Raw genomic sequence first — 26990 nt, 5'->3', positions numbered from 1 at the left:
GTACAGTCGCTGAATTCGGAGATGAAATGAACTATAGCTTCACCGAACGCAAGCGAGTCCGTAAAAGCTTTGCTAAACGCGTAAATAACCACCAGGTTCCGTACCTGATCGCAACGCAGCTGGAATCCTACGCTAAATTTTTACAGGCTGAAAAGCCAGCCATGTCTCGTCTTACTGAGGGACTTCAAGCTGCCTTTACTTCAGCATTCCCTATTGTGTCTAACAACGGCTATGCACGTATGGAATACGTGTCTTACCAGTTATCACAGCCACCATTTGACGTTAAAGAATGTCAACAGCGTGGTTACACCTACCACTCTGCCCTACGCGCAAAAGTTCGCTTGATTATTTATGATCGCGAAGCGCCTACTAAGGTAAAAGAGGTAAAAGAGAGCGAAGTCTATATGGGTGAAATTCCACTCATGACAGAAAATGGCTCTTTTGTGATCAACGGTACTGAGCGCGTGATTGTTTCTCAGTTGCATCGTTCCCCAGGCGTGTTCTTTGAGCACGATAAGGGCAAAACCCATAGTTCTGGTAAGTTGCTGTTCTCAGCGCGCATCATTCCTTACCGTGGCTCATGGCTTGATTTCGAGTTTGATCCAAAAGATATTCTGTATTTCCGCGTTGACCGTCGTCGTAAGATGCCCGTCACCATTTTGCTTAAAGCAATCGGTTTAAACAACGAGCAGATTCTTGCAAACTTCTTTAACTTTGATCATTTTGCGTTAACCGCCAATGGCGGCTCAATGGAATTTGTTCCAGAGCGTTTGCGTGGACAGTTGGCTAACTTTGATGTGCTTGATAAAAATGGCGTGGTTGTTATTCAAAAAGACAAGCGTATTAATGCAAAGCATATTCGTGAACTCGAAGCTGCAAAGACCAAAACAATCGCTGTACCAGATGACTATTTAGTTGGTCGTGTGGTTGCACGCAATATTGTTGATCCAGATTCTGGTGAAATCTTGGCATACGCGAACGATGAAATCACTGAAGATTTATTGGCTTCATTGCGTGATGCAGGCATTAAGCAATTGGAAACCATTTACACCAATGATTTAGATTCTGGCGCGTATATTTCTCAGACATTACGTACTGATGAAACTGCTGATCAAATGGCTGCTCGTATTGCCATCTATCGCATGATGCGTCCTGGTGAGCCTCCAACTGAAGATGCTGTTGAAGCTTTGTTCCAGCGTTTGTTCTACAGTGAAGATACCTACGACTTATCTCGTGTTGGCCGTATGAAGGTCAATAGCCGTCTTAGCCGCGCTGAGATGGAAGGTGCAATGGTTCTGTCGAACGAAGATATTCTCGACACCATTAAGTCTCTCGTTGATTTACGTAACGGCAAGGGCGAAGTAGACGATATCGATCACTTAGGTAATCGTCGTGTACGTTGCGTTGGTGAATTGGCCGAAAACCAATTCCGTGCTGGTTTATCACGTGTTGAGCGTGCGGTTAAAGAACGTCTAGGCCAAGCCGAAACAGAAAACCTCATGCCGCATGACTTGATTAACAGCAAGCCAATCTCTTCTGCGATTCGTGAGTTCTTCGGTTCTTCACAGTTGTCCCAATTTATGGACCAAACCAACCCACTTTCAGAGATTACGCACAAGCGTCGTATTTCTGCATTGGGACCTGGTGGTTTGACCCGCGAGCGCGCAGGTTTTGAAGTGCGCGACGTGCATCCAACCCACTACGGACGTGTTTGCCCAATTGAAACTCCAGAAGGACCAAACATCGGTCTAATCAACTCACTCGCACTCTTTGCGCGTTTGAATGAGCATGGTTTCTTAGAGACTCCATACCGTAAGGTTGCTAATAGCAAGGTAAGCGATGAAGTGGTTTACCTCTCTGCGATTGAAGAAGCCAAGTATGTGATTGCTCAGGCTAACGCGACGATCGATAAAAATGGTAAGTTAGCTGATGAGTTAGTTTCTGCACGTGAAGCTGGTGAGACCATGATGGTTAGCCCAGAGCGCATCAATTTTATTGACGTTGCTCCTAGCCAGATCGTTTCTGCTGCTGCCTCACTCGTACCATTTTTGGAGCACGATGATGCAAACCGTGCCTTGATGGGTGCGAACATGCAGCGTCAAGCAGTTCCTTGCTTGCGTCCAGATAAGCCATTGGTTGGTACAGGCTTAGAGCGCATTGTTGCAGTTGACTCGGGTACTGTTGTATTGGCTAACCGTGGCGGTATCGTGGATTACGTTGATGCAAACCGTGTTGTGATTCGTGTGAACGATGACGAAACTGCAGCTGGTGAAGTTGGTGTAGATATTTACAACCTCATCAAATACACCCGTTCAAACCAAAACACCAATATCAACCAACGTCCAATCGTGAAGGTTGGCGATCGTGTTGTACGAGGCGACGTTGTTGCTGATGGCGCATCTACCGATTTGGGTGAGTTGGCTTTGGGTCAAAACATGACTGTGGCATTTATGCCGTGGAACGGTTACAACTTCGAAGATTCAATCTTGATTTCTGAGAAAGTGGTTGCTGACGATCGTTACACCTCTATTCATATTGAAGAGTTGTCGATTGTTGCGCGTGATACTAAGCTTGGTTCAGAAGAAATTACTCGCGATATTTCCAATTTGGCAGAGTCACAACTTTCCCGTTTGGATGAGAGCGGTATTGTGTACATCGGTGCTGAAGTTGAAGCTGGCGACGTATTAGTTGGTAAGGTAACTCCAAAGGGCGAGACTACTCTCACTCCTGAAGAGAAGTTACTGCGTGCGATCTTCGGTGAAAAAGCATCTGATGTTAAAGATACCTCTTTGCGTGTTCCTTCAGGAATGATTGGTACCGTCATTGATGTTCAGGTCTTCACTCGTGAAGGCATTGAGCGCGATGCACGTGCACAAGCAATTATTCAGGAAGAATTGCAACGCTATCGCTTGGACTTAAACGATCAGTTGCGTATTGTTGAGGGCGATGCTTTCATGCGTTTAGAAAAGCTGCTGGTTGGCAAAGTTGTTAACGGTGGCCCTAAGAAATTAGCTAAAGGCAGCAAGATCGACAAGGATTACCTTGCTGATTTGGATAAATACCATTGGTTCGATATTCGTCCAGCGGATGATGATATTGCTTCTCAAGTTGAGGCGATTAAATCTTCCATTGAAGCGAAACGTAAACAGTTTGATGAAGCTTTTGAAGAGAAGCGCACTAAGCTTACCCAGGGTGATGATTTGCAGCCTGGCGTAACTAAGATGGTTAAGGTGTACTTAGCTGTTAAGCGTCGCTTACAGCCTGGTGACAAGATGGCCGGTCGTCACGGTAATAAGGGTGTGGTTTCTAAAATTGCCCCTGCGGAAGACATGCCATTTATGGCTGACGGACGCCCTGTTGACATCGTCTTGAATCCATTGGGTGTTCCTTCCCGTATGAACGTCGGCCAGATCTTGGAAACCCACTTAGGTTGGGCAGCTCAAGGTATTGGCAAGCGTATCGACGAGATGGTTCGTGAGCACGCTAAGCAAACTGAGATGCGTAAGTTCTTTAAGCAGCTTTACAACGAAACCGGTCGCATCGAAGACATCGACAATTTCACGGATGAGCAAATCAATGTGTTGGCTGAGAATCTTCGCCAAGGCTTGCCATTTGCTACACCAGTGTTTGACGGTGCTACTGAAGCAGAAATCAGTCGCATGCTCGAGTTGGCATATCCAGAAGATGTTGCTAAATCTTTGAAGATGACCCCATCACGTCAGCAAATGATTCTGTGTGACGGTCGGACTGGCGATCAATTTGAGCGTCCAGTCACTGTTGGCGTAATGCACGTCTTGAAGCTCCACCATTTGGTCGACGACAAGATGCATGCACGTTCAACCGGACCTTACTCATTGGTAACGCAACAGCCATTGGGTGGTAAAGCTCAGTTTGGTGGTCAGCGCTTTGGTGAGATGGAAGTTTGGGCTCTCGAAGCATACGGTGCTTCATATGTCTTGCAGGAAATGCTGACAGTGAAGTCCGATGACGTCGCAGGCCGTACCAAGGTTTACGAAAACATCGTCAAGGGCGAGCACACAATTGATGCTGGCATGCCCGAATCCTTCAACGTGCTGGTAAAAGAAATCCGTTCGTTGGGTATTGACATTGACATGGAGCGCAACTGATATGAAAGCATTGCTCGATTTATTTAAGCAAACACAGGGCGAAGAACAGTTTGATGTCATCAAAATTGGTCTCGCTTCTCCTGAGAAAATTCGCTCATGGTCTTTTGGTGAAGTACGCAAACCAGAAACTATCAACTATCGGACTTTTAAGCCCGAGCGTGATGGTTTGTTCTGCGCCAAGATTTTTGGACCAACCAAAGACTACGAGTGCTTATGCGGCAAGTACAAGCGCTTAAAGTTCCGCGGTGTTATTTGCGAAAAGTGCGGCGTTGAAGTAACCCTCGCTAAGGTTCGTCGTGAGCGCATGGGCCACATTGAGTTGGCGGCCCCCGTTGCACACATTTGGTTCTTGAAGTCCTTACCATCCCGCTTGGGCATGGTTCTCGATATGACATTGCGTGATATTGAGCGCGTTCTCTACTTTGAAGCATATGTCGTGGTTGATCCTGGCATGACCCCTGAAGGCGCAATGAAGCGCGCTCAGATCATGTCTGAAGATGAATACATTGCTAAGACTGAAGAGTATGGTGATGGTGCATTTACCGCCATCATGGGCGCCGAAGGTATTCGTGATCTATTACGTTCGATTGATATCGATCGTGAAGTAGAGACTATTCGTGCTGAATTAAAAGCTACTGGTAGCGATGCCAAGATCAAGAAATACGCTAAGCGCTTAAAAGTGCTCGAGGCGTTCCAGACTTCAGGGATTAAGCCTGACTGGATGATCATGGAAGTGTTGCCAGTATTGCCACCCGAATTGCGCCCATTGGTGCCATTGGATGGCGGTCGCTTTGCTACTTCCGATTTGAACGATCTCTATCGTCGTGTGATCAACCGTAACAACCGTTTGAAGCGTTTGTTAGAGTTGCGCGCACCAGAGATTATTGTTCGTAACGAAAAACGCATGTTGCAAGAAGCGGTTGACTCATTGCTCGACAACGGTCGTCGCGGTAAGGCTATGACTGGCGCTAACAAGCGCCCTCTCAAGTCCTTGGCTGAGATGATTAAAGGTAAGAGCGGTCGTTTCCGTCAAAACTTATTGGGTAAACGCGTTGACTACTCTGGTCGTTCAGTCATCGTGGTTGGCCCTACTTTGAAATTGCATCAGTGCGGCTTACCAAAATTGATGGCCTTAGAATTATTCAAGCCATTTATTTTCAACAAGCTTGAGACTTTGGGAATTGCAACCACAATTAAGGCTGCGAAGAAGGAAGTTGAAAGCCAGACTCCAATCGTTTGGGATATTCTCGAAGAAGTGATTCGTGAGCATCCAATCATGCTCAACCGTGCGCCTACATTGCACCGTCTCGGTATTCAGGCTTTTGAGCCAATGCTGATTGAAGGTAAAGCAATCCAGTTGCACCCATTAGTCTGCGCGGCATTTAACGCTGACTTTGACGGTGACCAAATGGCGGTTCACGTTCCTTTGTCGCTCGAAGCGCAAATGGAAGCACGCACCTTGATGTTGGCTTCGAACAACGTGTTGTTCCCAGCTAACGGTGAGCCATCAATTGTTCCTTCACAGGACGTGGTGTTGGGTCTGTACTACGCTACCCGCGACAAGATCAATGGTAAAGGCGAAGGCATGGTCTTCGCGAATATCACTGAAGTTGTGCGTGCATATGAAGCTGGAGAAGTTGAATTAGCTTCACGTGTTGCCGTGCGTATTACCGAGTTTGAGATTGTGGATAAGAAAGCAGAAGGCGATGCGCGTTTTGCTGAAAAAACTTCGATTTATCAAACCTCAGTTGGCCGTGCAATCTTGTCTGAGATTTTGCCTAAGGGTATGACTTTTGAGGAAATTAATAAACCTCTGAAGAAAAAAGAAATCTCACGTTTGATCAACACTTCATTCCGTAAGTGCGGTCTTCGTGAAACTGTGATTTTTGCCGATCGCCTCCTACAGTCTGGTTTCCGCTTGGCGACTAATGCCGGTATCTCGGTTGCAATCGACGATATGCTGATCCCAACATCTAAAGAGCGCATCATTACTGAGGCTTCTACCAAGGTTAAGGAATATGACAAGCAGTTCATGTCAGGTCTTGTAACCAATCAAGAGCGTTATAACAACGTGGTTGATATTTGGGGTGCTGCAGGTGACCAAGTTGGTAAAGCGATGATGGATGAGTTGTCACATGTTGACGTAGTCGACCGTCACGGTAAAACTGTGCGTCAAGAATCCTTTAACTCCATCTACATGATGGCGGATTCTGGTGCGCGTGGATCTGCAGCGCAGATTCGTCAGTTAGCCGGTATGCGTGGTTTGATGGCTAAGCCGGATGGCTCCATTATTGAAACCCCAATTACTGCAAACTTCCGTGAAGGTTTGAATGTATTGCAGTACTTCATCTCAACCCACGGTGCTCGTAAAGGTCTAGCAGATACTGCGTTGAAGACAGCGAACTCTGGTTACTTGACTCGTCGTTTATGCGACGTTACTCAAGATCTCGTGGTGATCGAAGATGATTGTGGCGCAACGAATGGTGTAACTATGAAGGCGCTGGTTGAAGGCGGCGAAATTATCGAAGCATTGCGTGACCGCATCTTGGGTCGTGTATGTATCGGTGATGTTGTTCACCCAGATACGCAAGAAGTCATCGTTCCTAATGACACCTTGCTCGATGAAGATCATGTTGATCAAATCGTTGCATTGGGTATCGACGAAGTTAAAGTTCGCACAGTACTGTCTTGCTTAACTCGCTTTGGTTTGTGCGCGAAGTGCTATGGACGTGACTTAGGTCGCGGTGGTTTGGTAAACGTTGGTGAGGCAGTGGGTGTTATTGCTGCTCAATCCATTGGTGAGCCAGGCACACAGTTAACTATGCGTACCTTCCACATTGGTGGCGCAGCATCACGTGCATTGGTTGCAAGTAATATTGAAGCCAAGTCTAACGGTGCATTGAAGTTCTCCGGCACGATGCGTGTTGTGAAGAACGCAAAGGGTGAGCAGATCGTGATTTCACGTTCTGGTGAAGCCTTGATCGTTGATGACAATGGTCGTGAGCGCGAACGTCATAAAGTGCCTTACGGTGCAACCCTTTCGTTAAAAGAAGGTGCAGCAGTTAAGGCTGGCGCAAGCTTGGCAACATGGGATCCGTTAACACGTCCGATTATTTCTGAGTACGCTGGTATCGCTCGCTTCGACAACGTTGAAGAAGGTGTAACCGTTGCTAAGCAGGTTGACGAAGTCACTGGTCTTTCCACTTTGGTGGTGATTGATGGCAAACGTCGTAGTGCTGCAAGCAAAGGCGTTCGTCCATTCATTAACTTGATCGATGCTAAAGGCGAAGAGGTATTGATCGCTGGCACTGATCATCCAGTAAACATTGGCCTGCAAGTTGGCGCTTTGATTACTGTTAAAGATGGCCAGAAGGTTGAAGTTGGCGAGGTATTAGCGCGTATTCCAATCGAATCACAGAAGACTCGCGACATTACTGGTGGTTTGCCACGCGTTGCAGAATTGTTCGAAGCACGTTCACCAAAAGATGCAGCTGTATTGGCGAAAGTCACTGGAACAGTCTCCTTCGGTAAAGAAACCAAAGGTAAACAACGTTTGGTAATTACCGATATGGACGGCGAAGCTAATGAATTCTTAATTCCTAAAGAGAAGCAAGTTCTCGTTCATGACGGTCAAGTTGTGAACAAGGGCGAGATGATTGTGGAAGGCCCTGCCGATCCACACGACATCTTGACGCTCAGAGGTATTGAAGAGTTGGCTATCTACATCGTTGATGAAGTTCAAGACGTTTATCGTTTGCAAGGCGTGAAGATTAATGACAAGCACATTGAAGTGATCGTGCGTCAAATGCTGCGTCGCGTGCAAATTACTGATGGTGGCGATACTGCTTACATCACCGGTGAACAAGTTGAGCGTTCAAAGCTCTATGATGCGAACGATTTAGTGATTGCTGAAGGTAAGCGCCCAGCTCTGTTTGAGAACGTATTACTGGGTATTACTAAGGCGTCCTTGTCGACAGATAGCTTCATTTCAGCGGCTTCTTTCCAAGAAACTACCCGCGTATTGACTGAAGCCGCAATTATGGGCAAGACCGATACACTCCGTGGACTCAAGGAAAACGTCATTATTGGTCGCCTGATTCCTGCTGGTACCGGCTTGTCTTACCGCCGTGCCCGCAAGGTCAGAGAGCAATTCGAGCGTGATCGCGCCCAAATGATTGCCGCCGAAGAGGAAGCAATGGCCAATATGCCTGTAGAAATTGAGGCTGAAGTCGTTGCTCCTGCTGGGGAGGCTGATCCGAGCTAATTTGGTCATTCTGGCTGGATATGGCCAGTTTTTTCCCCATTTGGTTGACGGAAAAGGCTGGCCAAGCTAGAATGCTGAGTTCTACTGATTCAGAAGAGGGTCTTTTTGACCTAGAAATTCTCTAAGTCATTGATTTTCTTGAAGAAAGCAACAAAGAAGTACTAACCGAGCTATTTTATGCCAACAATTAATCAATTAATACGTAAGCCAAGATCAAGGCTGACCGTTAAAAGCAAAAGCCCTGCACTGGAAAACAGTCCGCAGCGCCGTGGTGTCTGTACACGTGTGTACACAACCACCCCTAAAAAACCGAACTCTGCACTTCGTAAAGTAGCTAAAGTTCGCTTAACCAATGGTTTTGAAGTGATTTCATACATTGGTGGTGAAGGCCACAACCTCCAGGAACACTCAGTAGTGTTGATCCGCGGCGGTCGTGTAAAGGATTTGCCAGGTGTGCGTTACCACATCGTTCGCGGTTCACTTGACTTGCAAGGCGTTAAAGACCGCAAGCAATCGCGTTCCAAGTACGGTGCTAAACGCGCTAAGAAGGCAGCTTAATCTTTTATTAGATAAGCAACAAAGTTTTTGCAGTAAGTCATTTTTTTGTCAGACTTAAAAGACAAGTAAGTGGTTGCTCCGTCTAGAAATTTTTTCTAGATAGTAGGGTAACCGGAGTGGGCGATCCAAAAAGGCCGCCCCTAACTGAACTGAAGGAATAGTTATGCCACGTCGTCGTGAAGTTCCCAAACGGGAAATTTTGCCGGATCCAAAATTCGGCAATGTAGAAGTAGCCAAATTTATGAACGTCCTCATGTTGGACGGCAAGAAATCGGTTGCAGAGCGTATCGTTTACGGTGCCTTTGACCACATCGAGAAAAAAGCAAAGAAAGAGCCGCTCGAAATTTTTTCTACAGCCATGGGCAATGTTAAGCCAATGGTTGAAGTAAAGAGCCGTCGTGTTGGTGGTGCTAACTACCAGGTTCCTGTTGAAGTTCGTCCATCACGCCGTTCCGCTTTGGCCATGCGCTGGGTGCGCGAAGCTGCTAAAAAGCGTGGCGAGAAATCGATGGCTCAACGTTTAGCCAATGAATTATTAGAAGCTGCTGAAGGTCGTGGCGGCGCAATGAAGAAGCGTGAAGAAGTTCACCGTATGGCAGAAGCTAATAAAGCTTTCTCACATTTCCGCTTCTAATTAAATAGCAAAGAAAAGGCACCAACAGTGGCACGTAAAACCCCAATCGAAAGATATCGCAATATTGGTATCTCTGCGCACATTGACGCAGGTAAAACGACAACTACAGAACGCGTTCTGTTCTACACCGGTGTTAATCACAAGATTGGTGAAGTACATGATGGTGCTGCTACCATGGACTGGATGGAGCAAGAGCAGGAGCGTGGTATTACCATTACTTCTGCTGCTACGACTACTTTCTGGAAGGGCATGGCAGGAACAATGCCTGAGCACCGTATCAATATTATTGATACCCCAGGACACGTAGACTTCACCATTGAAGTTGAGCGTTCAATGCGCGTTTTAGATGGTGCTTGCATGGTTTACTGTGCGGTAGGTGGTGTACAGCCACAATCTGAAACTGTCTGGCGTCAAGCTAATAAGTACCATGTTCCACGTTTGGCATTCGTTAACAAGATGGACCGTACTGGTGCGAACTTCTTTAAGGTCTATGACCAAATGAAGACTCGCCTCAAAGCGAACCCAATTTTGATCCAGATTCCAATTGGCGCCGAAGAAAACTTCAAAGGCGTTGTAGATTTGGTCAAAATGAAGGCTATCTATTGGGATGAAGAATCACAGGGTACTAAGTTTACTTACGCAGAGATTCCTGCTGAGTTGCAAGCTTCTGCTGACGAGTGGCGCGAGAAAATGCTCGAAGCTGCTGCAGAGAGCTCAGAAGAATTGATGGAAAAGTATCTCGGCGGCGAAAGCTTGACCGAAGATGAAATTAAAGGCGCACTGCGTCAGCGCACAATCGCTAATGAAATCGTTCCAATGCTATGCGGAACAGCTTTCAAAAATAAAGGTGTTCAGGCGATGTTGGACGCAGTCATTGAATTGCTGCCATCCCCATTAGACGTTCCGCCAGTTCCTTGCGAATTGGAAGATGGAACACCTACTACTCGTAAAGCTGCTGATGATGAGAAATTCTCCGCGTTGGCATTTAAGATCATGACCGACCCATTCGTTGGACAGCTCATTTTCTTCCGTGTTTATTCAGGTGTGATGAAGTCTGGCGATACGATTTACAACCCAATCAAGGGTAAAAAAGAGCGTGTTGGTCGTTTGCTGCAAATGCATGCAAACCAACGCGAAGAAATTAAAGAAGTTCATGCGGGCGATATCGCTGCAGCAGTTGGCCTGAAAGATGCAACTACCGGTGAAACCTTGTGTGATCCAGACAGCATTGTGATTTTGGAGCGCATGGTATTCCCAGAGCCGGTGATCTCACAAGCAGTTGAGCCAAAGACCAAGCCAGACCAAGAAAAAATGGGTCTTGCTTTGAATCGCTTGGCACAAGAAGATCCATCTTTCCGCGTGAAGACTGACGAAGAATCAGGGCAAACGATTATTTCTGGAATGGGCGAGCTCCACTTAGAAATTTTGGTTGATCGTATGCGTCGGGAATTTGGTGTTGAAGCAACTGTTGGTAAGCCACAGGTTGCTTACCGCGAAACAATTCGTAAAGTTTGCGAAGAAATTGAAGGCAAATTTGTTAAGCAATCAGGCGGTCGTGGTCAATACGGTCACGTTGTTCTGAAGCTTGAGCCACAAGCCCCAGGCAAAGGTTTTGAGTTCGTTGATGCCATTAAAGGCGGCGTAGTACCGCGTGAATACATCCCTGCTGTAGAAAAAGGTATTCGCGAGACATTGAACTCGGGTATTTTGGCTGGCTACCCAGTTGTGGATATCAAAGCAACTCTGTTCTTTGGTTCATACCATGACGTTGACTCCAATGAAAACGCATTTAAGATGGCCGGCTCTATGGCGTTCAAAGATGGTATGCGTAAGGCAGCCCCTGTATTACTTGAGCCGATGATGGCTGTTGAAGTTGAAACACCAGAAGATTTCATGGGTAACGTAATGGGTGACCTCTCATCCCGTCGCGGAATTTTGCAAGGCATGGATGACATTCCAGGCGGCGGCAAGATCGTGCGCGCTGAAGTCCCATTGGCAGAGATGTTTGGTTATTCAACCGGCTTACGCTCGTTGACCCAGGGTCGCGCTACCTACACCATGGAATTTAAGCATTACACCGAAGCACCTAAGAACGTTGCTGAAGCAGTTATGGCTGCTAAAGCGAAGTAATTTATCCACATTATTTTGAATATTGACTAGCTAAAGAAGGCAGACAAAAATGGCAAAAGAAAAGTTCGAGCGGACAAAACCGCACGTAAACGTAGGCACCATCGGTCACGTTGACCACGGTAAAACCACTTTGACAGCGGCGATTGCAACCGTGCTCTCAAAGCAATTTGGTGGCGAAGCAAAAGCATACGATCAGATCGATGCTGCACCAGAAGAAAAGGCCCGTGGTATTACGATTAATACTGCGCACGTAGAGTATGAGACAGCGAACCGTCACTATGCTCACGTGGATTGCCCAGGACATGCTGACTATGTGAAGAACATGATTACCGGTGCTGCCCAGATGGACGGCGCAATTTTGGTTTGCTCTGCTGCTGATGGCCCCATGCCACAAACGCGTGAGCACATCCTCTTGGCACGCCAAGTAGGTGTTCCTTACATCATCGTGTTCTTAAACAAATGCGATATGGTTGATGATGCTGAATTGCTCGAGTTAGTTGAAATGGAAGTTCGTGAACTTCTGTCTAAATATGACTTCCCAGGCGATGACACACCCATCATTCAAGGTTCTGCTAAGTTGGCCCTTGAAGGTGACGAAGGCCCGATGGGTAAAGAAGCCATCATGAAATTGGCTGAGGCACTTGATACTTACATCCCTACACCAGAGCGCGCCATTGATGGTGCCTTCTTGATGCCAGTAGAAGACGTGTTCTCGATCTCTGGTCGCGGTACTGTAGTGACCGGTCGTATTGAGCGCGGGATCGTTAAAGTCGGTGAAGAGATTGAAATCATCGGTATCAAGCCAACCTTAAAAACCACCTGTACTGGTGTTGAAATGTTCCGCAAATTGCTCGACCAAGGTCAAGCTGGCGATAACGTTGGTATCTTGTTACGCGGCACAAAACGTGAAGAAGTGGAACGCGGCCAAGTATTGGCCAAACCTGGTTCCATCACTCCCCATACTCACTTTACCGCTGAGGTGTATATCTTGGGTAAAGATGAAGGTGGTCGTCATACTCCATTTTTTAACAACTATCGTCCCCAGTTTTACTTCCGTACTACGGACGTAACTGGTTCAATTGAGTTGCCAAAAGATAAAGAAATGGTGATGCCTGGTGATAACGTCACGATTACCGTCAAACTCATTGCACCAATCGCGATGGAAGAAGGTTTACGTTTTGCGATCCGCGAAGGTGGCCGTACTGTTGGCGCCGGTGTGGTTGCAAAGATTTTGGCTTAGTAGCAAATAGATTTCGCAGTAGAAGTAAATAATATTTAGCGGTTTGCTAACCGGTGACATCAGTGCTGCTGATGTCACCGTGCTCTTTAGATGTATAACGTGGCAGCACCACACCGCTCTTTGGAATTAATATGCAAAACCAAAAAATTCGTATTCGTCTTAAAGCATTTGACTATCGCTTAATTGACCAGTCTGCAGCTGAAATTGTTGACACAGCTAAGCGTACTGGTGCGGTTGTCAAGGGTCCAGTACCTTTGCCAACCCGTATTGAGCGTTTTGATATCTTGCGTTCACCACACGTGAACAAGACATCTCGTGATCAATTAGAGATTCGTACCCATCTTCGTTTGATGGATATCGTTGATCCTACTGAGAAAACAGTAGATGCTTTGATGAAATTAGACCTCCCAGCTGGTGTGGACGTCGAAATTAAGCTGCAGTAATCACTTTTTCCAGTCTTTGCTCTTGCCAAGACTGGACTTTCGGGATAGAATCTAAGGCTTCGCTCGATTATTTGGGCGAAGTTGATGATTTTATTAGCATTAAAAACGTTGTAAGTTATTGATTTAGAAGTACTTTTACTTGTAAATCACTTAAATTAATTTTGCCGACCAATCGTAGTCGGCGTGGAGCATGAATATGAGCTTAGGCTTAATCGGCCGCAAGGTCGGCATGACCCGTCTATTTACGGACGAAGGGGATTCAATTCCTGTGACCGTAATCGACGTGAGCGACAACAGAATCGCTCAAATCAAGACCCAGGCAACTGATGGCTATGATGCTATCCAGTTGGCACATGGCACACGTAGAGCTACTCGCGTTACCAAATCAATGGCTGGTCACTTTGCTAAAGCAGGTGTGATGGCTGGTAACGGTCTCAACGAATTCCAATTAGATGCAGCAAAAATCGCAGAAATGACACCAGGACAAGTGATTACTGCTGAAGCTGCATTTACTACTGGCCAAAAAGTAGACGTGCAAGGCGTGTCTATCGGTAAGGGTTATGCAGGCACCATCAAGCGTTATCACTTTGCTTCTGGTCGCGCTTCCCACGGTAACTCACGTTCACATAACGTACCAGGCTCTATTGGTATGGCACAAGATCCAGGTCGTGTTTTCCCAGGTAAGCGCATGACTGGCCACCTTGGTGACGTTACCAAAACAGTTCAAAATTTAGTCATCGCACGCATTGATGCAGAACGTAATCTCATCATGGTTAAAGGCGCTATTCCAGGCGCTCCAGGCGGTAAAGTTATTGTTACTCCAGCGGTGAAAACACCGTTGAAGAAGAAATAAGGAGAGCGAATATGGAACTTAAGCTTCTCCAAGACAACGGTACTTTAGGTGCAGGCATACAAGCTTCACCAGAAGTATTCGAACGCGAATATAACGAAGCGTTGGTACACCAAGTTGTAGTGGCTTACCAAGCAAATGCACGTAGCGGTAACCGTGCACAAAAAGACCGTGAGCAAGTTAAGCACACCACCAAAAAACCTTGGCGTCAAAAAGGTACTGGTCGTGCCCGTGCTGGTATGAGCTCCTCACCATTGTGGCGCGGAGGCGGTCGTATATTCCCAAATTCTCCTGAAGAGAATTTCAGCCAAAAAGTTAACAAGAAAATGTACCGCGCTGGTATGAGATCTATTTTGTCTCAGTTAGCTCGCGAAGGTCGTTTGAATGTAGTTGATCAATTCAATCTCGATGCGCCTAAGACCAAAGAATTAGCTGACAAAGTTAAGGCAATGGGTTTGGATTCAGTCTTGATAATCGTTGATCAGGTTAGTGAGAATTTGTACTTGGCATCACGTAACTTGCATAAGATTGCTGTCTGTGAGCCACAGCACGCTGATCCATTAGCTTTGGTTCAATACAAAAAAGTGTTGGTAAGCAAAGCTGCGATCGCAAAAATTGAGGAGTTGCTGAAATGAGCCAAGTCCGTAAAAACGATCACAACCTCATGAAGGTTCTGCTTGGACCGGTTATCTCTGAAAAAGCCACTATGGTTGCAGAGAAAAACGAACAAGTAGTTTTCCAAGTAGCTCGCGATGCAAACAAGAGCGATGTGAAACAAGCTGTTGAATTGCTCTTCAAAGTGCAAGTTGACTCAGTTCAAATCGTGAATCAAAAGGGCAAGCCTAAGCGCTATGGCCGTTTTGAAGGTCGTCGTGACCATACTAAGAAGGCCTATGTGAATTTGAAGCCAGGTCAAGAAATTAACTTTGAAGCGGAGGCGAATTAATCATGCCTTTGATGAAGACAAAACCGACCTCACCAGGTCGCCGTTCTATGGTCAAGGTGGTCAATCCTGACCTGCATAAAGGCAAGCCTTTTGCAGCGTTGGTAGAGCCACAATTCCAAAAAGCGGGTCGTAACAATAATGGTCACATCACTACCCGTCATAAAGGTGGTGGTCATAAGCATCACTATCGTGTTGTGGATTTCAAGCGCAACGATAAAGATGGTATTCCAGCAAAAGTTGAACGCTTGGAATACGATCCAAACCGCAGTGCAAATATTGCATTGATCGTGTTTGCTGATGGCGAGCGTCGTTACATTCTTGCTGCTAAAGGCATGACTGTTGGCCAAGCAATCATGAATGGCTCAGAAGCAGCAATTAAATCTGGTAATAACTTGCCTATTCGCAATATTCCAGTTGGTAGCACCATTCACTGCGTTGAAATTCTGCCAGGTAAAGGTGCACAAGTTGCACGCTCTGCTGGTGGTTCTGCAGTATTGCTAGCTCGCGAGGGTGTATACGCCCAAGTGCGTTTGCGCTCTGGTGAAGTTCGCCGCGTTCTGATTGAGTGCCGCGCCACTATTGGTGAAGTTGGTAATGAAGAGCACAGCTTGCGCGTCATTGGTAAAGCTGGTGCAAATCGCTGGCGTGGTATTCGTCCAACCGTTCGCGGTGTGGCGATGAACCCAGTAGATCACCCACATGGTGGTGGTGAAGGTAAGACTGGCGAAGGCCGCGTACCTGTATCTCCATGGGGCACTCCAACCAAAGGTTATCGTACACGTCGTAACAAACGTACAACATCGATGATCGTTCAACGCCGTCAAAAGCGCTAAGCGATTAAGGAAAAATAGATATGACACGTTCAGCTAAAAAAGGCCCATTTTGCGAAGCCAGCTTGGTAAATAAAGTTGAAGTCGCACAGGCTAACAAAGACAAAAAGCCGATTAAAACTTGGTCACGCCGTTCAACGATTCTTCCAGACTTCATTGGTCTGACAATCGCTGTTCATAACGGTCGTCAACACGTTCCGGTTTATGTATCAGAAAACATGGTGGGTCATAAGTTAGGCGAATTTGCCTTGACCCGTACTTTCAAAGGTCACTCTGCTGACAAGAAAGTTGTGAAGAAGTAAGGGGATGATGATGGAAGTTAAAGCTATTCACAAGAGCGCCCGCATTTCAGCGCAAAAGACACGTTTGGTCGCTGATCAAATTCGTGGTTTGCCGATTGCCCGCGCATTAAACATTTTGAATTTCAGCCCCAAAAAAGCTGCCTTCATTGTGAAAAAAGTAGTTGAATCAGCGATTGCAAATGCTGAACACAATAAAGGCGCTGACATTGATGAGCTTAAGGTATCAGCGGTCATCGTTGATAAAGGAACATCCTTGAAACGTTTCACTGCACGCGCTAAGGGTCGTGGTAATCAAATTGAAAAACAAACTTGTCACATTAGCGTGACCTTGAGTAACTAAGGAAAGATATGGGCCAAAAGATAAATCCCACCGGATTCCGACTCGCGGTAACAAAGAATTGGACATCACGCTGGTATGCAAATAACACTGACTTTGCAAAGATGCTCAAAGAGGACGTTGATGTCCGCATCTATTTGAAGAAGAAGTTAAAGAATGCGTCCGTAAGTAAAGTAATCATTGAGCGTCCAGCAAAGAATGCCCGCATTACTATTTATAGCTCACGTCCAGGCGTAGTGATCGGTAAAAAAGGCGAAGACATTGAAGTTCTCCGCCGCGAATTACAAAAGCGTATGGGTGTTCCAGTTCACGTGAACATTGAAGAAATTCGTAAGCCTGAAGTTGATGCGCAATTGATCGCTGATTCTATTACCCAGCAGTTAGAGAAGCGCATCATGTTCCGTCGTGCGATGAAGCGTGCGATGCAAAGCGCAATGCGCCTTGGCGCACAAGGGATCAAGATCATGTCATCTGGTCGTTTGAATGGCGCTGAGATTGCTCGTCGTGAATGGTACCGTGAAGGTCGCGTTCCACTTCATACATTGAAGGCTGATATTGATTACGCAACATCTGAGGCTGAAACAACTTACGGCATCATTGGTGTAAAAGTTTGGGTTTACAAAGGTGACACATTGGGCCGTGGTGCTGACGCTCCAGTAGCTTCTCCATCCATTGAGCCAGCCGCTGAAGAAAAGAAAACTCGTCGTGCTCCAAGCAAAACGGCTGCTCGTAAACCAGCTGCTGGAACCGATAAGCCATTAGTTGCTGCTAAGCCAGCAATCAAGCGTGTGCGTAAGGTTGAAGTGCCGGCCGCAGATACGCAGAAGTCAGGAGAGTAAGCATGCTACAACCAAAGCGTCGCAAGTATCGTAAGGAACAAAAAGGCCGTAACACTGGTGTGGCAACACGCGGTAGTTCTGTAGCCTTTGGTGACTTTGGATTAAAGGCCGTTGGCCGTGGTCGTTTAACTGCTCGTCAAATCGAGTCAGCACGTCGCGCAATGACCCGTCACATTAAACGTGGTGGCCGTATCTGGATCCGTATTTTCCCAGACAAGCCAATTTCACAAAAACCTGCTGAAGTACGTATGGGTAACGGTAAAGGTAACCCAGAGTACTACGTAGCTGAAATTCAACCAGGCAAAGTACTTTACGAGATGGATGGTGTGGACGAGACTTTGGCGCGCGAAGCTTTCAAGCTTGCTGCCGCTAAATTACCTTTACAGACTACTTTCGTGATTCGCCACTTAGGTTGATCGGGATAGAGATTATGAAAAATAAAGAATTAGCAATTAAAGATCTGACTGGCTTGAACGCAGAATTAACAGAGCTCTTAAAGACTAACTTTAAGCTCCGTATGCAAAAGGGCACTCAGCAACTCACTAATACTAGTCAATTGGGTAAGACTAAGCGCGACATCGCTCGCGTAAAGACTTTTATTACCCAAAAGACTGCACAGAAATAAGGAAAAAGGGATATGACAGAATTATCTAAACCCTTACGCCGCACCCTCGTAGGCCGTATTGTTAGTGACAAAATGCAAAAAACTGTGACGGTTTTGGTTGAGCGTCAAGTGAAGCATCCAGTGATTGGTAAGTACGTTGGCAAGTCCAAGAAGTACCACGCTCATGACGAAGCTGGCACATACAAGATGGGTGATACCGTTGAAATTGCTGAATCTAAGCCAATTTCACGCACTAAATCATGGGTTGTTACCCGTTTAGTTGAGGCTTCAAAGGGTATTTAAGGTATTTTTATGGGATTTTGGTGAAGATTCTTCCAAAATCCCTGTTTTACGTAGTAGAATAGAAGGCTTCTCTGGTTTTATTGGAGAAGTAGTGTTTTTCATTAATTCCGGGTTTTAGCCTTCGTTAAAGCCCCTAGACGGAACCAAGACTGTTTGCCTTTGGCCAATAAGTTGGGGATTAGAAATGATACAAACCGAAAGTAGATTGCAGGTCGCCGACAACACAGGCGCCAGTGAAGTTTTGTGCATCAAGGTATTGGGCGGCTCTAAGCGTCGTTACGCCAGTATTGGTGATGTCATCAAAGTCAGCGTTAAGTCAGCTGCTCCACGTGGCCGTGTAAAAAAAGGCGATATTTATAACGCTGTTGTAGTCAGAACAGCTAAGGGTGTTCGCCGTCCAGACGGTTCATTGATTAAGTTCGATGCAAACGCTGCAGTTTTGCTCAACGCTAAGTTAGAGCCAATTGGCACACGTATCTTTGGACCAGTTACACGCGAATTGCGTACTGAAAAGTTCATGAAGATCGTTTCTCTCGCCCCCGAAGTGATTTAAGAGGCTGATATGAAAAAAATTCGTAAAGGTGATTCCGTAGTTTTGTTGACTGGCCGTGATAAAGGCAAGCAAGGAACTGTAACGGACGTTCTCGAGAACAAATTAGTGATCGAAGGCGTAAATATTTATAAAAAGAGCGTTAAGCCAAACCCAGCTGCTGGTGTAACCGGCGGCATGATTGACAAGACTATGCCTGTTCACATTTCTAATGTGGCTTTGGTTGACGGTAACGGCAAACCATCACGTGTTGGTATCAAACTCGTTGATGGTAAAAAACAGCGTTTCCTCAAAACCACTGGCGCAACATTAAGCGCATAAGGGGCACGGAGAAATTATGAGCACACGTTTTCAAGAACACTATCAACAAAAAGTTGTTGCTGATTTGATTGCCAAATTTGGTTACAAGTCTGCAATGCAAGTTCCACGCATCACCAAAGTAACCCTGAATATGGGCTTAGGCGATGCAGTGAACGATAAGAAAATTATCGAAAATGCAGTTGGAGATTTAACTAAAGTTGCAGGCCAAAAGCCAGTTGTAACTAAAGCTAAAAAAGCGATTGCAGGTTTCAAAATTCGTCAAGGCTACCCAATCGGTGCCATGGTGACATTGCGTGGTCAACGCATGTACGAATTCTTAGATCGTTTCGTTACTGTTGCATTGCCGCGCGTACGTGACTTCCGTGGAATCTCCGGTAAAGCATTTGACGGCCGTGGTAACTACAACATTGGTGTTAAAGAACAGATTATTTTCCCTGAAATTGAATACGACAAAATTGATGCCCTCCGTGGTCTCAATATCAGTATTACGACGACTGCTAAAACCGACGAAGAAGCAAAAGCTTTGTTGGCAGCATTCAAATTCCCTTTCCGCAATTAAGAGGCTAACGTGGCAAAACTATCCCTGATTGAGCGCGAGAATAAGCGCGCAAAAACTGTAGAGAAGTACGCTGTAAAGCGTGCTGAACTCAAAGCGATCATTGCTGATCAATCACGCAGCGATGAAGAGCGCTATGAAGCTCGCTTGAAACTACAGGCACTTCCACGTAATGCAAGTCCGATTCGTCAAAGAAATCGTTGTTCATTAACCGGTCGACCACGTGGCACATTCCGTAAATTCGGTTTGGCCCGTAGCAAGATTCGTGAAATCGCCTTCCGTGGCGAAATCCCCGGTTTAACCAAGGCCAGCTGGTAAGCGGCGAAAGAATTAGGAGAACTCATGAGTATCAGCGATCCAATCGCCGACATGTTGACCCGGATCCGCAATGCGCAAGCAGTGCAGAAGCCCGTAGTCTTGATGCCGTCGTCAAAAGTTAAAGTAGCCATCGCAAAAGTGTTGCAAGATGAAGGCTATATCGAAAGTTTTGAAATCAAAGGTGAGGCAGCTAAGCCAGTGCTCCATATTGATCTTAAATACTATGCAGGTCGTCCTGTTATTGAGCGTATTGACCGTGTTTCAACACCAAGTCTGCGTATCTATAAAGGCCGCCATGACATTCCAGAAGTAATGAATGGCTTGGGCATTGCAATTATTTCAACCCCTCAAGGCGTAATGACAGACCGTAAAGCACGTGCAACAGGCGTGGGCGGCGAAGTTATTTGCTACGTAGCTTAAGGAGAGAAATATGTCCCGCGTAGGCAAATCACCAATTACAGTTCCTAAGGGCGCTGAAATCAGCATCAACGGTGCAAACATTACTGTCAAAGGCCCATTAGGCACTTTGACACATAACTTGCACCCTTCAGTTGGTTTAAAACAAGCAGACGGCGTATTGACAGTTGTTGTCAATAATGACTCACCAGAAGCTGGTGCGCAGTCAGGTACGGCACGTGCTTTGGTTAACAACATGGTTATTGGCGTAACTGCTGGCTTTGAGCGCAAGCTCAGCTTGGTAGGTGTTGGTTACCGTGCTGCTGCACAAGGCGAAACATTGAAGTTGCAGTTGGGTTTCTCACACGACATTATTTACACGCTACCAAAGGGTGTAAAAGCTGAGACTCCATCGCAAACGGAAATCATTATTAAAGGCTTCAACAAGCAGCAAGTTGGCCAGGTCGCAGCTGAAGTTCGCGCATACCGTTCACCAGAACCATACAAAGGCAAAGGCGTTCGCTACGTCGACGAAGTTGTGCATCTAAAAGAAACTAAGAAGAAGTAAGCGAGATTAGAAAATGAATAAAGACGAATCCAGACAAAGACGTGCTCGGCAGACTCGTATTCGCATTGCCGAAGCATTGGCAAATCGCTTAACAGTTATCCGTAGCAATTCACATATTTCTGCGCAGGTTTATAGCCCATGCGGAACCAAAGTACTAGCAGCTGCTTCAACAATGGAAAAAGATTTGCGCCAAGCGATCAAAAACGGCGGCAACGCTGAAGCTGCAAAACAAGTTGGCAAGTTAGTTGCCGAGCGTGCTGTTAAGGCAGGCGTTGTTGATGTTGCTTTTGATCGTTCCGGTCATCGTTATCACGGCCGTATTAAGGCCTTAGCTGAAGCTGCGCGTGAAGCCGGCCTGAAGTTCTAATAGGGTTTAGGAAAAAACATGGCAAAAATGCAAACTAAGATGCAAAACGAAGAGCGTGATGATGGTCTTCGCGAGAAGATGATCGCTGTTAATCGTGTAACTAAAGTGGTTAAGGGTGGTCGTATTCTCGGCTTCGCCGCACTCACTGTAGTTGGCGATGGCGATGGCCGCATCGGCATGGGTAAAGGCAAATCAAAAGAAGTTCCAGTTGCTGTTCAAAAGGCAATGGACGAAGCGCGTCGTAAGATGATTAAGGTTTCCTTGCGTAAGGGCACTTTGCAGCACACTGTTACTGGTCAACATGGCGCATCACGCGTTTTGATTTCTCCAGCTAAAGACGGTACTGGAATTATTGCTGGTGGCCCAATGCGTGCGATTTTCGACGTCATGGGTGTAACCAACGTTGTAGCCAAGTCTCTCGGCTCTACAAACCCTTACAACTTAGTTCGCGCAACGATTGATGGTTTAAGCAAGATGAGTACTCCTGCTGAGATTGCTGCTAAGCGCGGCAAGTCAGTTGAAGAGATTCTCGGCTAAGACTAAAAGATTAGGAATCTACAAATGACAAAATCTAACTCCAAAGTCAAACTGCAATTAGTACGCAGTTTGATCGGCACACGCGAAAGTCATCGTGCAACTGTACGCGGCTTAGGCCTTCGTCGTATCAATTCAGTTTCTGAATTGGAAGACACTCCAGCTGTCCGCGGCATGATTAATAAAGTTTCTTATCTAGTTAAAGTTGTTAGCTAACTAGCAAGTAAATAGGCGAATAATATGCAACTTAATACACTCAAACCCGCAGAGGGCTCCAAGAAAAACCGTCGTCGCGTTGGTCGCGGTATTGGTTCTGGTCTTGGTAAAACTGCTGGCCGTGGTCACAAAGGTCAAAAATCCCGTTCCGGTGGCTTCCACAAGGTTGGATTCGAAGGCGGTCAAATGCCGATGTATCGTCGTTTACCAAAACGCGGTTTCGTTTCTTTGACGCGTCGTCACGTTGGTCAAATCACTTTGAACGACTTAGCAAAAATTAATTTGCCAGAAGTAGACCTATTAGTTTTGAAGGCGCACGGTTTTGCTGGTGAGCAAATCAATGCCGTTAAGGTTGTTAAAACTGGTGAACTCAAGATTGCTGTAACCCTCAAGGGTGTTACAGCTACTGCCGGCGCTAAAGCAGCTATCGAAGCAGCTGGCGGCAAACTGGTTGAAGCAGCTTAATAGGTCTTTTATTTAATATGGCATTAGCACCTACCAATAACGCAGGCACTGCATCAGCAGGAGGCAAGTTTGGCGAATTACGCCAACGCTTGATTTTCTTGGTGTTGGCTTTGCTCGTGTTCCGTTTGGGTGCTCATATTCCAGTTCCTGGTATTGATCCAGACCAATTGGCTCAGTTATTTGCAGGTCAAAAAGACGGTATCTTGGGAATGTTTAACTTGTTCTCAGGCGGCGCATTATCACGCTTCACAGTTTTTGCTTTGGGAATCATGCCTTACATCTCTGCATCGATCATCATGCAGTTAATGACTATTGTTGTTCCATCTTTAGAGGCATTAAAAAAAGAGGGCCAAGCTGGTCAACGTAAGATTACTCAGTACACCCGTTATGGCACTGTTCTGTTGGCTACTTTCCAGGCTTTAGGAATTTCAGTTGCTTTACAAGCTCAGCCAGGCCTAGTAGTTAATCCAGGTTTAATGTTTGAGCTCAATACCGTAGTGACTTTGGTAACTGGCACGATGTTTCTGATGTGGCTTGGCGAGCAAATTACTGAGCGTGGTCTTGGCAATGGCATTTCTATCATTATTTTTGGTGGCATTGTTTCTGGTTTGCCAAACGCATTAGCTAGCTTGTTGGAGTTAGTTCGCACTGGCTCAATGAATATTATTTCTGCCTTGCTCATCGTTGTGATTTGCGTAGCGGTAACCTATTTCGTAGTATTTGTAGAGCGCGGTCAGCGCCGTATCTTAGTAAATTACGCTAAGCGTCAAGTTGGCAACAAGATCTATGGCGGCCAGTCCTCTTACTTCCCATTGAAGTTAAACATGGCAGGTGTTATTCCTCCCATTTTTGCTTCTTCAATTATTTTGTTCCCTGCAACCATTGCTGGCTGGTTCACATCAGGCGAAACGAATAATATGTTTAGCAGAATTATTAAGGATTTGGCGGCTACTTTGGCTCCAGGTCAGCCTGTGTACACCATTCTGTATGCAGCAGCGATTATCTTCTTCTGTTTCTTCTATACCGCTTTGGTATTTAACAGCCGTGATACTGCTGAGAACCTTAAGAAGAGCGGCGCATTTGTTCCAGGCATTCGCCCAGGCGATCAAACAGCACGTTATATCGATAAGATCTTGGTGCGCTTGACATTAGCCGGTGCGATTTACATGGTTTTAGTGTGTCTGTTACCAGAATTTTTAGTATTGAAGTACAACGTGCCGTTTTATTTCGGCGGTACTTCGCTGTTGATTATTGTTGTTGTTGCAATGGATTTCATGGCTCAGGTTCAGTCATTCGTGATGCAACAGCAGTATGGCTCTTTGATGAAAAAAGCCAACTTTAATATGGGCGCCTAACTGAATGTCTAAGGACGATGTAATTCAGATGGCGGGAGAGATTGTTGAGAATTTGCCGAACGCGATGTTTCGCGTGAAGCTGGAAAACGGACATGTGGTTCTAGGGCACATTTCCGGAAAGATGCGGATGCATTACATCCGTATTTTGCCGGGAGATAAGGTAACGGTGGAGATGACTCCTTACGACCTGACGCGCGCCAGAATCATATTCCGGGCGAAGTAAAGATTCAGTAGTACCTATTTTTAAGAGGTGAGTTATGAAAGTTTTAGCATCCGTTAAGTGTATTTGCAGAAATTGCAAGATCATTAAGCGCAAACGCGTTGTGCGTGTGATCTGTTCTTCAGATGCACGTCATAAGCAGCGTCAAGGCTGATCTGGTTAATTAAGAGGAAATCTCATGGCACGTATCGCTGGGGTAAATATCCCAAATCATCAACACACTGTCATTGGTTTGACAGCAATTTTTGGCATTGGCACAACTCGTGCTCGCAAAATTTGCCAAACCACAGGTGTTGCTATCTCCAAAAAAATCAAAGATCTTACTGACGCTGACTTGGAAAAGTTGCGTGATGAAGTAGGTAAGTTCATTACCGAAGGTGACCTTCGTCGTGAAGTAACTATGAGCATCAAGCGTTTGATGGACTTAGGTTGCTATCGTGGCGTACGCCATCGTAAGGGTCTGCCTGTGCGTGGACAACGTACTAAGACTAATGCGCGTACCCGCAAGGGCCCACGTAAGTCTGGCGTGCAACTGAAGAAATAATCAAGAAAGTTTATTGACATGGCAAAACAACAATCCGCTTCTACTGCTTCACAGCGTACGCGTAAGAAGGTTAAGAAGAACGTTGCTGACGGTATCGCGCACGTTCACGCTTCCTTTAACAACACTATTATTACGATCACTGATCGTCAAGGAAATGCACTTTCATGGGCAACTTCTGGCGGCCAGGGCTTCAAAGGCTCACGTAAATCAACACCTTTTGCTGCTCAGGTAGCTGCAGAAGTAGCTGGTAAAGCTGCTGTTGAATGCGGTATCAAGAACTTGGAAGTTCAGATCAAGGGTCCAGGCCCAGGTCGTGAATCAGCAGTACGCGCTTTGAACTCTTTGGGCATCAAGATCACTGAGATTCAAGACGTAACTCCAGTTCCACATAATGGTTGCCGTCCTCCAAAGCGTCGTCGTATTTAAGCTGCGGAGTTAGTAGTAAAAGTTTAGTATTTTTTATTAAAAGCCCACTGTTCATCTGATTTAAAGGGTGAACTCACCGCCGGTCGCAAGACTGCGGCAAAGAAAGGAAAGCATCGTGGCACGTTACTTAGGGCCTAAGGCCAAATTAGCACGTCGGGAAGGTACCGACTTATTTTTAAAGAGCGCACGTCGCGCCCTGTCAGACAAGTGCAAGTTAGATACTAAGCCTGGTCAACATGGTCGTACATCTGGCTCAAGAACATCAGATTACGGTAATCAATTGCGTGAAAAGCAAAAGGTTAAACGTATCTACGGCATATTAGAGCGCCAATTCCGTCGTTACTTCGCAGAAGCAGAGCGTCGTAAGGGCAACACTGGTGAAACATTGCTCCAGTTGCTTGAGTCACGCCTCGACAACGTGGTTTATCGCATGGGTTTCGGTTCAACCCGCGCAGAAGCACGTCAGTTGGTTTCTCATTGTGCAATTTTGCTCAATGGTAGCCCAGTGAATATTCCATCTATTCAGGTTAAACCTGGTGATGTGGTTGCTATTCGTGAAAAAGCGAAGAAGCAAACACGTATTACAGAATCACTCAACTTGGTTCAGCAAATGACTGCTATCAGCTGGGTTTCAGTTGATGCAGGAAAGCTGGAAGGAACATTCAAGCAGGTGCCTGACCGCGAAGAAATCAGCGGTGAAATTAATGAAAGTTTGATCGTTGAATTGTATTCACGCTAATTAGGCACTATCAAGGAAAAAATATGCAAACAAATTTGCTCAAGCCAAAAATTATTTCTGTTGAAGCGCTTACCACCAACCAAGCTAAGGTTGTTATGGAGCCGTTCGAGCGTGGCTATGGCCACACACTCGGAAATGCATTACGTCGTGTACTTCTGTCCTCGATGGTTGGTTATGCTCCAACTGAAGTAGCAATTGCAGGTGTTGTTCATGAATACTCCACTTTGGACGGAGTTCAAGAGGACGTAGTAAATCTCTTGTTGAACCTCAAAGGTATCGTCTTTAAGTTGCAGTCCCGCGATGAAGTCACTATCAATTTACGTAAAGAAGGCCCAGGCGTCGTTACAGCAAAAGATATCGATCTTCCGCATGATGTAGAAATCATGAATCCTGATCACGTAATTGCTCACCTATCCGCTGGCGGTAAGCTAGATATGCAGATCAAGGTTGAAAAAGGTCGTGGCTATGTACCTGGTAACGTGCGTCAATACAACGATGAGACTACCAAGATTATTGGCCGTATCGTGTTGGATGCCTCGTTTAGCCCAGTAAGCCGTGTTAGCTATGCTGTTGAATCTGCTCGTGTTGAGCAACGTACCGACCTCGATCGTCTCGTAATGACTATCGAAACAAACGGTGTGCTGTCTCCTGAAGAAGCAATTCGTCAAGCGGCTAGCATCTTGGTTGATCAGTTGGTTGTGTTCGCAGCTCTTGAGAGCAGCGAAGTTTCTGGTGATCTTGCACCAAGCCGTTCTTCAATGGTTGATCCAATGTTGATGCGTCCAGTTGATGACCTCGAGCTCACAGTTCGCTCTGCAAACTGCTTGAAGGCTGAGAACATTTACTACATCGGTGACTTGATTCAACGTACAGAGAATGAATTGTTGAAGACGCCTAATTTGGGTCGTAAGTCTTTGAACGAAATTAAAGACGTATTGGCTGCTCGTGGCTTAAGTCTTGGCATGAAACTCGAAAGCTGGCCTCCAGCTAACCTCGAGAAATAATTAG

Annotated in this window: 34 protein-coding genes; all 34 read left to right on the top strand. The window is 46.0% G+C overall.

Annotation, left to right across the window (positions count from 1 at the left end; translation table 11 throughout):
- Nucleotides 1-26 precede the first annotated feature (26 nt).
- Complete coding sequence (gene rpoB / locus ICN29_RS06235; protein WP_216130737.1) at nucleotides 27-4127, top strand: DNA-directed RNA polymerase subunit beta; 4101 nt, start codon at nucleotides 27-29, stop codon at nucleotides 4125-4127.
- Between the two features lies 1 nt (nucleotide 4128).
- The gene (gene rpoC / locus ICN29_RS06230) at nucleotides 4129-8391 is read left to right on the top strand and encodes a DNA-directed RNA polymerase subunit beta' (RefSeq protein WP_216130735.1); all 4263 of its coding nucleotides are present in this window, start codon (nucleotides 4129-4131) and stop codon (nucleotides 8389-8391) included.
- A gap of 177 nt (nucleotides 8392-8568) precedes the next feature.
- A complete protein-coding gene (gene rpsL / locus ICN29_RS06225) occupies nucleotides 8569-8949 on the top strand; it encodes a 30S ribosomal protein S12 (protein ID WP_216130733.1) in 381 nt (126 codons plus the stop codon).
- 163 nt (nucleotides 8950-9112) lie between these two features.
- The gene (rpsG, locus tag ICN29_RS06220; protein WP_088525606.1) at nucleotides 9113-9583 is read left to right on the top strand and encodes a 30S ribosomal protein S7; all 471 of its coding nucleotides are present in this window, start codon (nucleotides 9113-9115) and stop codon (nucleotides 9581-9583) included.
- 27 nt (nucleotides 9584-9610) lie between these two features.
- On the top strand, nucleotides 9611-11713 hold the full coding sequence (gene fusA, locus ICN29_RS06215; RefSeq protein WP_216130731.1) for an elongation factor G: 2103 nt from the start codon (nucleotides 9611-9613) through the stop codon (nucleotides 11711-11713).
- Nucleotides 11714-11762: 49 nt separating this feature from the next.
- Nucleotides 11763-12953 carry an elongation factor Tu gene (gene tuf, locus ICN29_RS06210; RefSeq protein WP_216130729.1) on the top strand — a complete coding sequence of 397 codons (1191 nt, stop codon included), beginning with the start codon at nucleotides 11763-11765 and terminating at the stop codon, nucleotides 12951-12953.
- A gap of 131 nt (nucleotides 12954-13084) precedes the next feature.
- Nucleotides 13085-13396: a 30S ribosomal protein S10 gene (gene rpsJ / locus ICN29_RS06205; RefSeq protein ID WP_011901899.1), complete on the top strand. Its 312-nt coding sequence runs from the start codon at nucleotides 13085-13087 to the stop codon at nucleotides 13394-13396.
- Nucleotides 13397-13592: 196 nt separating this feature from the next.
- The gene (gene rplC, locus ICN29_RS06200) at nucleotides 13593-14249 is read left to right on the top strand and encodes a 50S ribosomal protein L3 (RefSeq protein ID WP_088525886.1); all 657 of its coding nucleotides are present in this window, start codon (nucleotides 13593-13595) and stop codon (nucleotides 14247-14249) included.
- A gap of 11 nt (nucleotides 14250-14260) precedes the next feature.
- The gene (gene rplD, locus ICN29_RS06195) at nucleotides 14261-14881 is read left to right on the top strand and encodes a 50S ribosomal protein L4 (protein ID WP_216130727.1); all 621 of its coding nucleotides are present in this window, start codon (nucleotides 14261-14263) and stop codon (nucleotides 14879-14881) included.
- Nucleotides 14878-15192: a 50S ribosomal protein L23 gene (rplW, locus tag ICN29_RS06190; protein ID WP_068947693.1), complete on the top strand. Its 315-nt coding sequence runs from the start codon at nucleotides 14878-14880 to the stop codon at nucleotides 15190-15192. Before rplD ends, rplW begins: the two co-directional genes overlap by 4 nt.
- Before the next feature lie 2 nt (nucleotides 15193-15194).
- Nucleotides 15195-16025 carry a 50S ribosomal protein L2 gene (gene rplB, locus ICN29_RS06185; protein WP_216130725.1) on the top strand — a complete coding sequence of 277 codons (831 nt, stop codon included), beginning with the start codon at nucleotides 15195-15197 and terminating at the stop codon, nucleotides 16023-16025.
- A gap of 20 nt (nucleotides 16026-16045) precedes the next feature.
- Nucleotides 16046-16324, top strand: a complete 279-nt coding sequence (gene rpsS / locus ICN29_RS06180) for a 30S ribosomal protein S19 (protein WP_216130723.1) — start codon at nucleotides 16046-16048, stop codon at nucleotides 16322-16324.
- 7 nt (nucleotides 16325-16331) lie between these two features.
- Nucleotides 16332-16664 (top strand): 50S ribosomal protein L22, encoded by a 333-nt coding sequence (gene rplV, locus ICN29_RS06175; RefSeq protein WP_215358374.1) that lies wholly within the window; start codon nucleotides 16332-16334, stop codon nucleotides 16662-16664.
- Between the two features lie 8 nt (nucleotides 16665-16672).
- On the top strand, nucleotides 16673-17500 hold the full coding sequence (gene rpsC / locus ICN29_RS06170; RefSeq protein WP_216130720.1) for a 30S ribosomal protein S3: 828 nt from the start codon (nucleotides 16673-16675) through the stop codon (nucleotides 17498-17500).
- A 2-nt stretch (nucleotides 17501-17502) separates the two neighbouring features.
- Nucleotides 17503-17916, top strand: coding sequence for a 50S ribosomal protein L16 (gene rplP, locus ICN29_RS06165; protein ID WP_071464443.1), 414 nt, complete (start codon nucleotides 17503-17505; stop codon nucleotides 17914-17916).
- Nucleotides 17917-17930: 14 nt separating this feature from the next.
- On the top strand, nucleotides 17931-18125 hold the full coding sequence (gene rpmC / locus ICN29_RS06160) for a 50S ribosomal protein L29 (protein ID WP_216130719.1): 195 nt from the start codon (nucleotides 17931-17933) through the stop codon (nucleotides 18123-18125).
- Nucleotides 18126-18137: 12 nt separating this feature from the next.
- The gene (rpsQ, locus tag ICN29_RS06155) at nucleotides 18138-18407 is read left to right on the top strand and encodes a 30S ribosomal protein S17 (RefSeq protein ID WP_216130717.1); all 270 of its coding nucleotides are present in this window, start codon (nucleotides 18138-18140) and stop codon (nucleotides 18405-18407) included.
- Nucleotides 18408-18591: 184 nt separating this feature from the next.
- Nucleotides 18592-18960, top strand: a complete 369-nt coding sequence (gene rplN, locus ICN29_RS06150) for a 50S ribosomal protein L14 (protein WP_011901910.1) — start codon at nucleotides 18592-18594, stop codon at nucleotides 18958-18960.
- A gap of 9 nt (nucleotides 18961-18969) precedes the next feature.
- On the top strand, nucleotides 18970-19278 hold the full coding sequence (rplX, locus tag ICN29_RS06145) for a 50S ribosomal protein L24 (protein ID WP_088525614.1): 309 nt from the start codon (nucleotides 18970-18972) through the stop codon (nucleotides 19276-19278).
- Between the two features lie 16 nt (nucleotides 19279-19294).
- Nucleotides 19295-19837 (top strand): 50S ribosomal protein L5, encoded by a 543-nt coding sequence (gene rplE / locus ICN29_RS06140; RefSeq protein WP_216130715.1) that lies wholly within the window; start codon nucleotides 19295-19297, stop codon nucleotides 19835-19837.
- Nucleotides 19838-19846: 9 nt separating this feature from the next.
- Complete coding sequence (gene rpsN, locus ICN29_RS06135) at nucleotides 19847-20152, top strand: 30S ribosomal protein S14 (RefSeq protein ID WP_011901913.1); 306 nt, start codon at nucleotides 19847-19849, stop codon at nucleotides 20150-20152.
- Between the two features lie 24 nt (nucleotides 20153-20176).
- Nucleotides 20177-20572: a 30S ribosomal protein S8 gene (gene rpsH / locus ICN29_RS06130; RefSeq protein WP_011901914.1), complete on the top strand. Its 396-nt coding sequence runs from the start codon at nucleotides 20177-20179 to the stop codon at nucleotides 20570-20572.
- Between the two features lie 10 nt (nucleotides 20573-20582).
- Nucleotides 20583-21116, top strand: coding sequence for a 50S ribosomal protein L6 (rplF, locus tag ICN29_RS06125; RefSeq protein WP_216130713.1), 534 nt, complete (start codon nucleotides 20583-20585; stop codon nucleotides 21114-21116).
- Between the two features lie 13 nt (nucleotides 21117-21129).
- Entirely contained in the window at nucleotides 21130-21483 is a 354-nt protein-coding gene (gene rplR / locus ICN29_RS06120) for a 50S ribosomal protein L18 (RefSeq protein WP_216130711.1), read from the top strand.
- A gap of 18 nt (nucleotides 21484-21501) precedes the next feature.
- A complete protein-coding gene (gene rpsE, locus ICN29_RS06115) occupies nucleotides 21502-22020 on the top strand; it encodes a 30S ribosomal protein S5 (protein WP_068947703.1) in 519 nt (172 codons plus the stop codon).
- A 24-nt stretch (nucleotides 22021-22044) separates the two neighbouring features.
- Nucleotides 22045-22233 carry a 50S ribosomal protein L30 gene (gene rpmD / locus ICN29_RS06110; protein WP_216130708.1) on the top strand — a complete coding sequence of 63 codons (189 nt, stop codon included), beginning with the start codon at nucleotides 22045-22047 and terminating at the stop codon, nucleotides 22231-22233.
- 24 nt (nucleotides 22234-22257) lie between these two features.
- A complete protein-coding gene (gene rplO / locus ICN29_RS06105) occupies nucleotides 22258-22698 on the top strand; it encodes a 50S ribosomal protein L15 (protein ID WP_216130706.1) in 441 nt (146 codons plus the stop codon).
- A gap of 17 nt (nucleotides 22699-22715) precedes the next feature.
- Nucleotides 22716-24053, top strand: coding sequence for a preprotein translocase subunit SecY (secY, locus tag ICN29_RS06100; RefSeq protein ID WP_216130704.1), 1338 nt, complete (start codon nucleotides 22716-22718; stop codon nucleotides 24051-24053).
- 4 nt (nucleotides 24054-24057) lie between these two features.
- Complete coding sequence (gene infA / locus ICN29_RS06095; protein ID WP_112202623.1) at nucleotides 24058-24276, top strand: translation initiation factor IF-1; 219 nt, start codon at nucleotides 24058-24060, stop codon at nucleotides 24274-24276.
- 34 nt (nucleotides 24277-24310) lie between these two features.
- A complete protein-coding gene (gene rpmJ / locus ICN29_RS06090) occupies nucleotides 24311-24427 on the top strand; it encodes a 50S ribosomal protein L36 (protein WP_012357167.1) in 117 nt (38 codons plus the stop codon).
- A gap of 24 nt (nucleotides 24428-24451) precedes the next feature.
- A complete protein-coding gene (gene rpsM, locus ICN29_RS06085) occupies nucleotides 24452-24817 on the top strand; it encodes a 30S ribosomal protein S13 (protein ID WP_216130702.1) in 366 nt (121 codons plus the stop codon).
- An 18-nt stretch (nucleotides 24818-24835) separates the two neighbouring features.
- Entirely contained in the window at nucleotides 24836-25243 is a 408-nt protein-coding gene (rpsK, locus tag ICN29_RS06080; protein WP_216130700.1) for a 30S ribosomal protein S11, read from the top strand.
- Nucleotides 25244-25358: 115 nt separating this feature from the next.
- Nucleotides 25359-25982: a 30S ribosomal protein S4 gene (gene rpsD, locus ICN29_RS06075; RefSeq protein ID WP_088525624.1), complete on the top strand. Its 624-nt coding sequence runs from the start codon at nucleotides 25359-25361 to the stop codon at nucleotides 25980-25982.
- Nucleotides 25983-26005: 23 nt separating this feature from the next.
- A complete protein-coding gene (locus ICN29_RS06070; protein ID WP_216130698.1) occupies nucleotides 26006-26986 on the top strand; it encodes a DNA-directed RNA polymerase subunit alpha in 981 nt (326 codons plus the stop codon).
- The last annotated feature ends 4 nt before the right edge of the window (nucleotides 26987-26990 follow it).

Origin of the sequence: Polynucleobacter nymphae, assembly GCF_018882155.1 — a bacterium.
Taxonomy (GTDB): Bacteria; Pseudomonadota; Gammaproteobacteria; order Burkholderiales; family Burkholderiaceae; genus Polynucleobacter; species Polynucleobacter nymphae.
This window is presented reverse-complemented; position numbering and strand designations above follow the sequence as displayed.

What these genes read in the sequence shown, in the direction of transcription:
- rpmC (WP_216130719.1), top strand. Translation starts at nt 17,931, where the DNA reads ATGAAAAATAAAGAATTAGCAATTAAAGATCTGACTGGCTTGAACGCA.
- rpsM (WP_216130702.1), top strand. Translation starts at nt 24,452, where the DNA reads ATGGCACGTATCGCTGGGGTAAATATCCCAAATCATCAACACACTGTC.
- rpsL (WP_216130733.1), top strand. Translation starts at nt 8,569, where the DNA reads ATGCCAACAATTAATCAATTAATACGTAAGCCAAGATCAAGGCTGACC.
- rpmD (WP_216130708.1), top strand. Translation starts at nt 22,045, where the DNA reads ATGACAAAATCTAACTCCAAAGTCAAACTGCAATTAGTACGCAGTTTG.
- rplB (WP_216130725.1), top strand. Translation starts at nt 15,195, where the DNA reads ATGCCTTTGATGAAGACAAAACCGACCTCACCAGGTCGCCGTTCTATG.
- rpsH (WP_011901914.1), top strand. Translation starts at nt 20,177, where the DNA reads ATGAGTATCAGCGATCCAATCGCCGACATGTTGACCCGGATCCGCAAT.
- rplF (WP_216130713.1), top strand. Translation starts at nt 20,583, where the DNA reads ATGTCCCGCGTAGGCAAATCACCAATTACAGTTCCTAAGGGCGCTGAA.
- rplC (WP_088525886.1), top strand. Translation starts at nt 13,593, where the DNA reads ATGAGCTTAGGCTTAATCGGCCGCAAGGTCGGCATGACCCGTCTATTT.
- rplR (WP_216130711.1), top strand. Translation starts at nt 21,130, where the DNA reads ATGAATAAAGACGAATCCAGACAAAGACGTGCTCGGCAGACTCGTATT.
- infA (WP_112202623.1), top strand. Translation starts at nt 24,058, where the DNA reads ATGTCTAAGGACGATGTAATTCAGATGGCGGGAGAGATTGTTGAGAAT.
- rpsK (WP_216130700.1), top strand. Translation starts at nt 24,836, where the DNA reads ATGGCAAAACAACAATCCGCTTCTACTGCTTCACAGCGTACGCGTAAG.
- rpmJ (WP_012357167.1), top strand. Translation starts at nt 24,311, where the DNA reads ATGAAAGTTTTAGCATCCGTTAAGTGTATTTGCAGAAATTGCAAGATC.
- rpsE (WP_068947703.1), top strand. Translation starts at nt 21,502, where the DNA reads ATGGCAAAAATGCAAACTAAGATGCAAAACGAAGAGCGTGATGATGGT.
- rpsQ (WP_216130717.1), top strand. Translation starts at nt 18,138, where the DNA reads ATGACAGAATTATCTAAACCCTTACGCCGCACCCTCGTAGGCCGTATT.
- rplE (WP_216130715.1), top strand. Translation starts at nt 19,295, where the DNA reads ATGAGCACACGTTTTCAAGAACACTATCAACAAAAAGTTGTTGCTGAT.
- rplV (WP_215358374.1), top strand. Translation starts at nt 16,332, where the DNA reads ATGATGGAAGTTAAAGCTATTCACAAGAGCGCCCGCATTTCAGCGCAA.
- rplW (WP_068947693.1), top strand. Translation starts at nt 14,878, where the DNA reads ATGAGCCAAGTCCGTAAAAACGATCACAACCTCATGAAGGTTCTGCTT.
- secY (WP_216130704.1), top strand. Translation starts at nt 22,716, where the DNA reads ATGGCATTAGCACCTACCAATAACGCAGGCACTGCATCAGCAGGAGGC.
- ICN29_RS06070 (WP_216130698.1), top strand. Translation starts at nt 26,006, where the DNA reads ATGCAAACAAATTTGCTCAAGCCAAAAATTATTTCTGTTGAAGCGCTT.
- tuf (WP_216130729.1), top strand. Translation starts at nt 11,763, where the DNA reads ATGGCAAAAGAAAAGTTCGAGCGGACAAAACCGCACGTAAACGTAGGC.
- rplN (WP_011901910.1), top strand. Translation starts at nt 18,592, where the DNA reads ATGATACAAACCGAAAGTAGATTGCAGGTCGCCGACAACACAGGCGCC.
- rpoC (WP_216130735.1), top strand. Translation starts at nt 4,129, where the DNA reads ATGAAAGCATTGCTCGATTTATTTAAGCAAACACAGGGCGAAGAACAG.
- rpsJ (WP_011901899.1), top strand. Translation starts at nt 13,085, where the DNA reads ATGCAAAACCAAAAAATTCGTATTCGTCTTAAAGCATTTGACTATCGC.
- rpsS (WP_216130723.1), top strand. Translation starts at nt 16,046, where the DNA reads ATGACACGTTCAGCTAAAAAAGGCCCATTTTGCGAAGCCAGCTTGGTA.
- rpoB (WP_216130737.1), top strand. Translation starts at nt 27, where the DNA reads ATGAACTATAGCTTCACCGAACGCAAGCGAGTCCGTAAAAGCTTTGCT.
- rpsC (WP_216130720.1), top strand. Translation starts at nt 16,673, where the DNA reads ATGGGCCAAAAGATAAATCCCACCGGATTCCGACTCGCGGTAACAAAG.
- rplP (WP_071464443.1), top strand. Translation starts at nt 17,503, where the DNA reads ATGCTACAACCAAAGCGTCGCAAGTATCGTAAGGAACAAAAAGGCCGT.
- rpsG (WP_088525606.1), top strand. Translation starts at nt 9,113, where the DNA reads ATGCCACGTCGTCGTGAAGTTCCCAAACGGGAAATTTTGCCGGATCCA.
- rplX (WP_088525614.1), top strand. Translation starts at nt 18,970, where the DNA reads ATGAAAAAAATTCGTAAAGGTGATTCCGTAGTTTTGTTGACTGGCCGT.
- rplO (WP_216130706.1), top strand. Translation starts at nt 22,258, where the DNA reads ATGCAACTTAATACACTCAAACCCGCAGAGGGCTCCAAGAAAAACCGT.
- rplD (WP_216130727.1), top strand. Translation starts at nt 14,261, where the DNA reads ATGGAACTTAAGCTTCTCCAAGACAACGGTACTTTAGGTGCAGGCATA.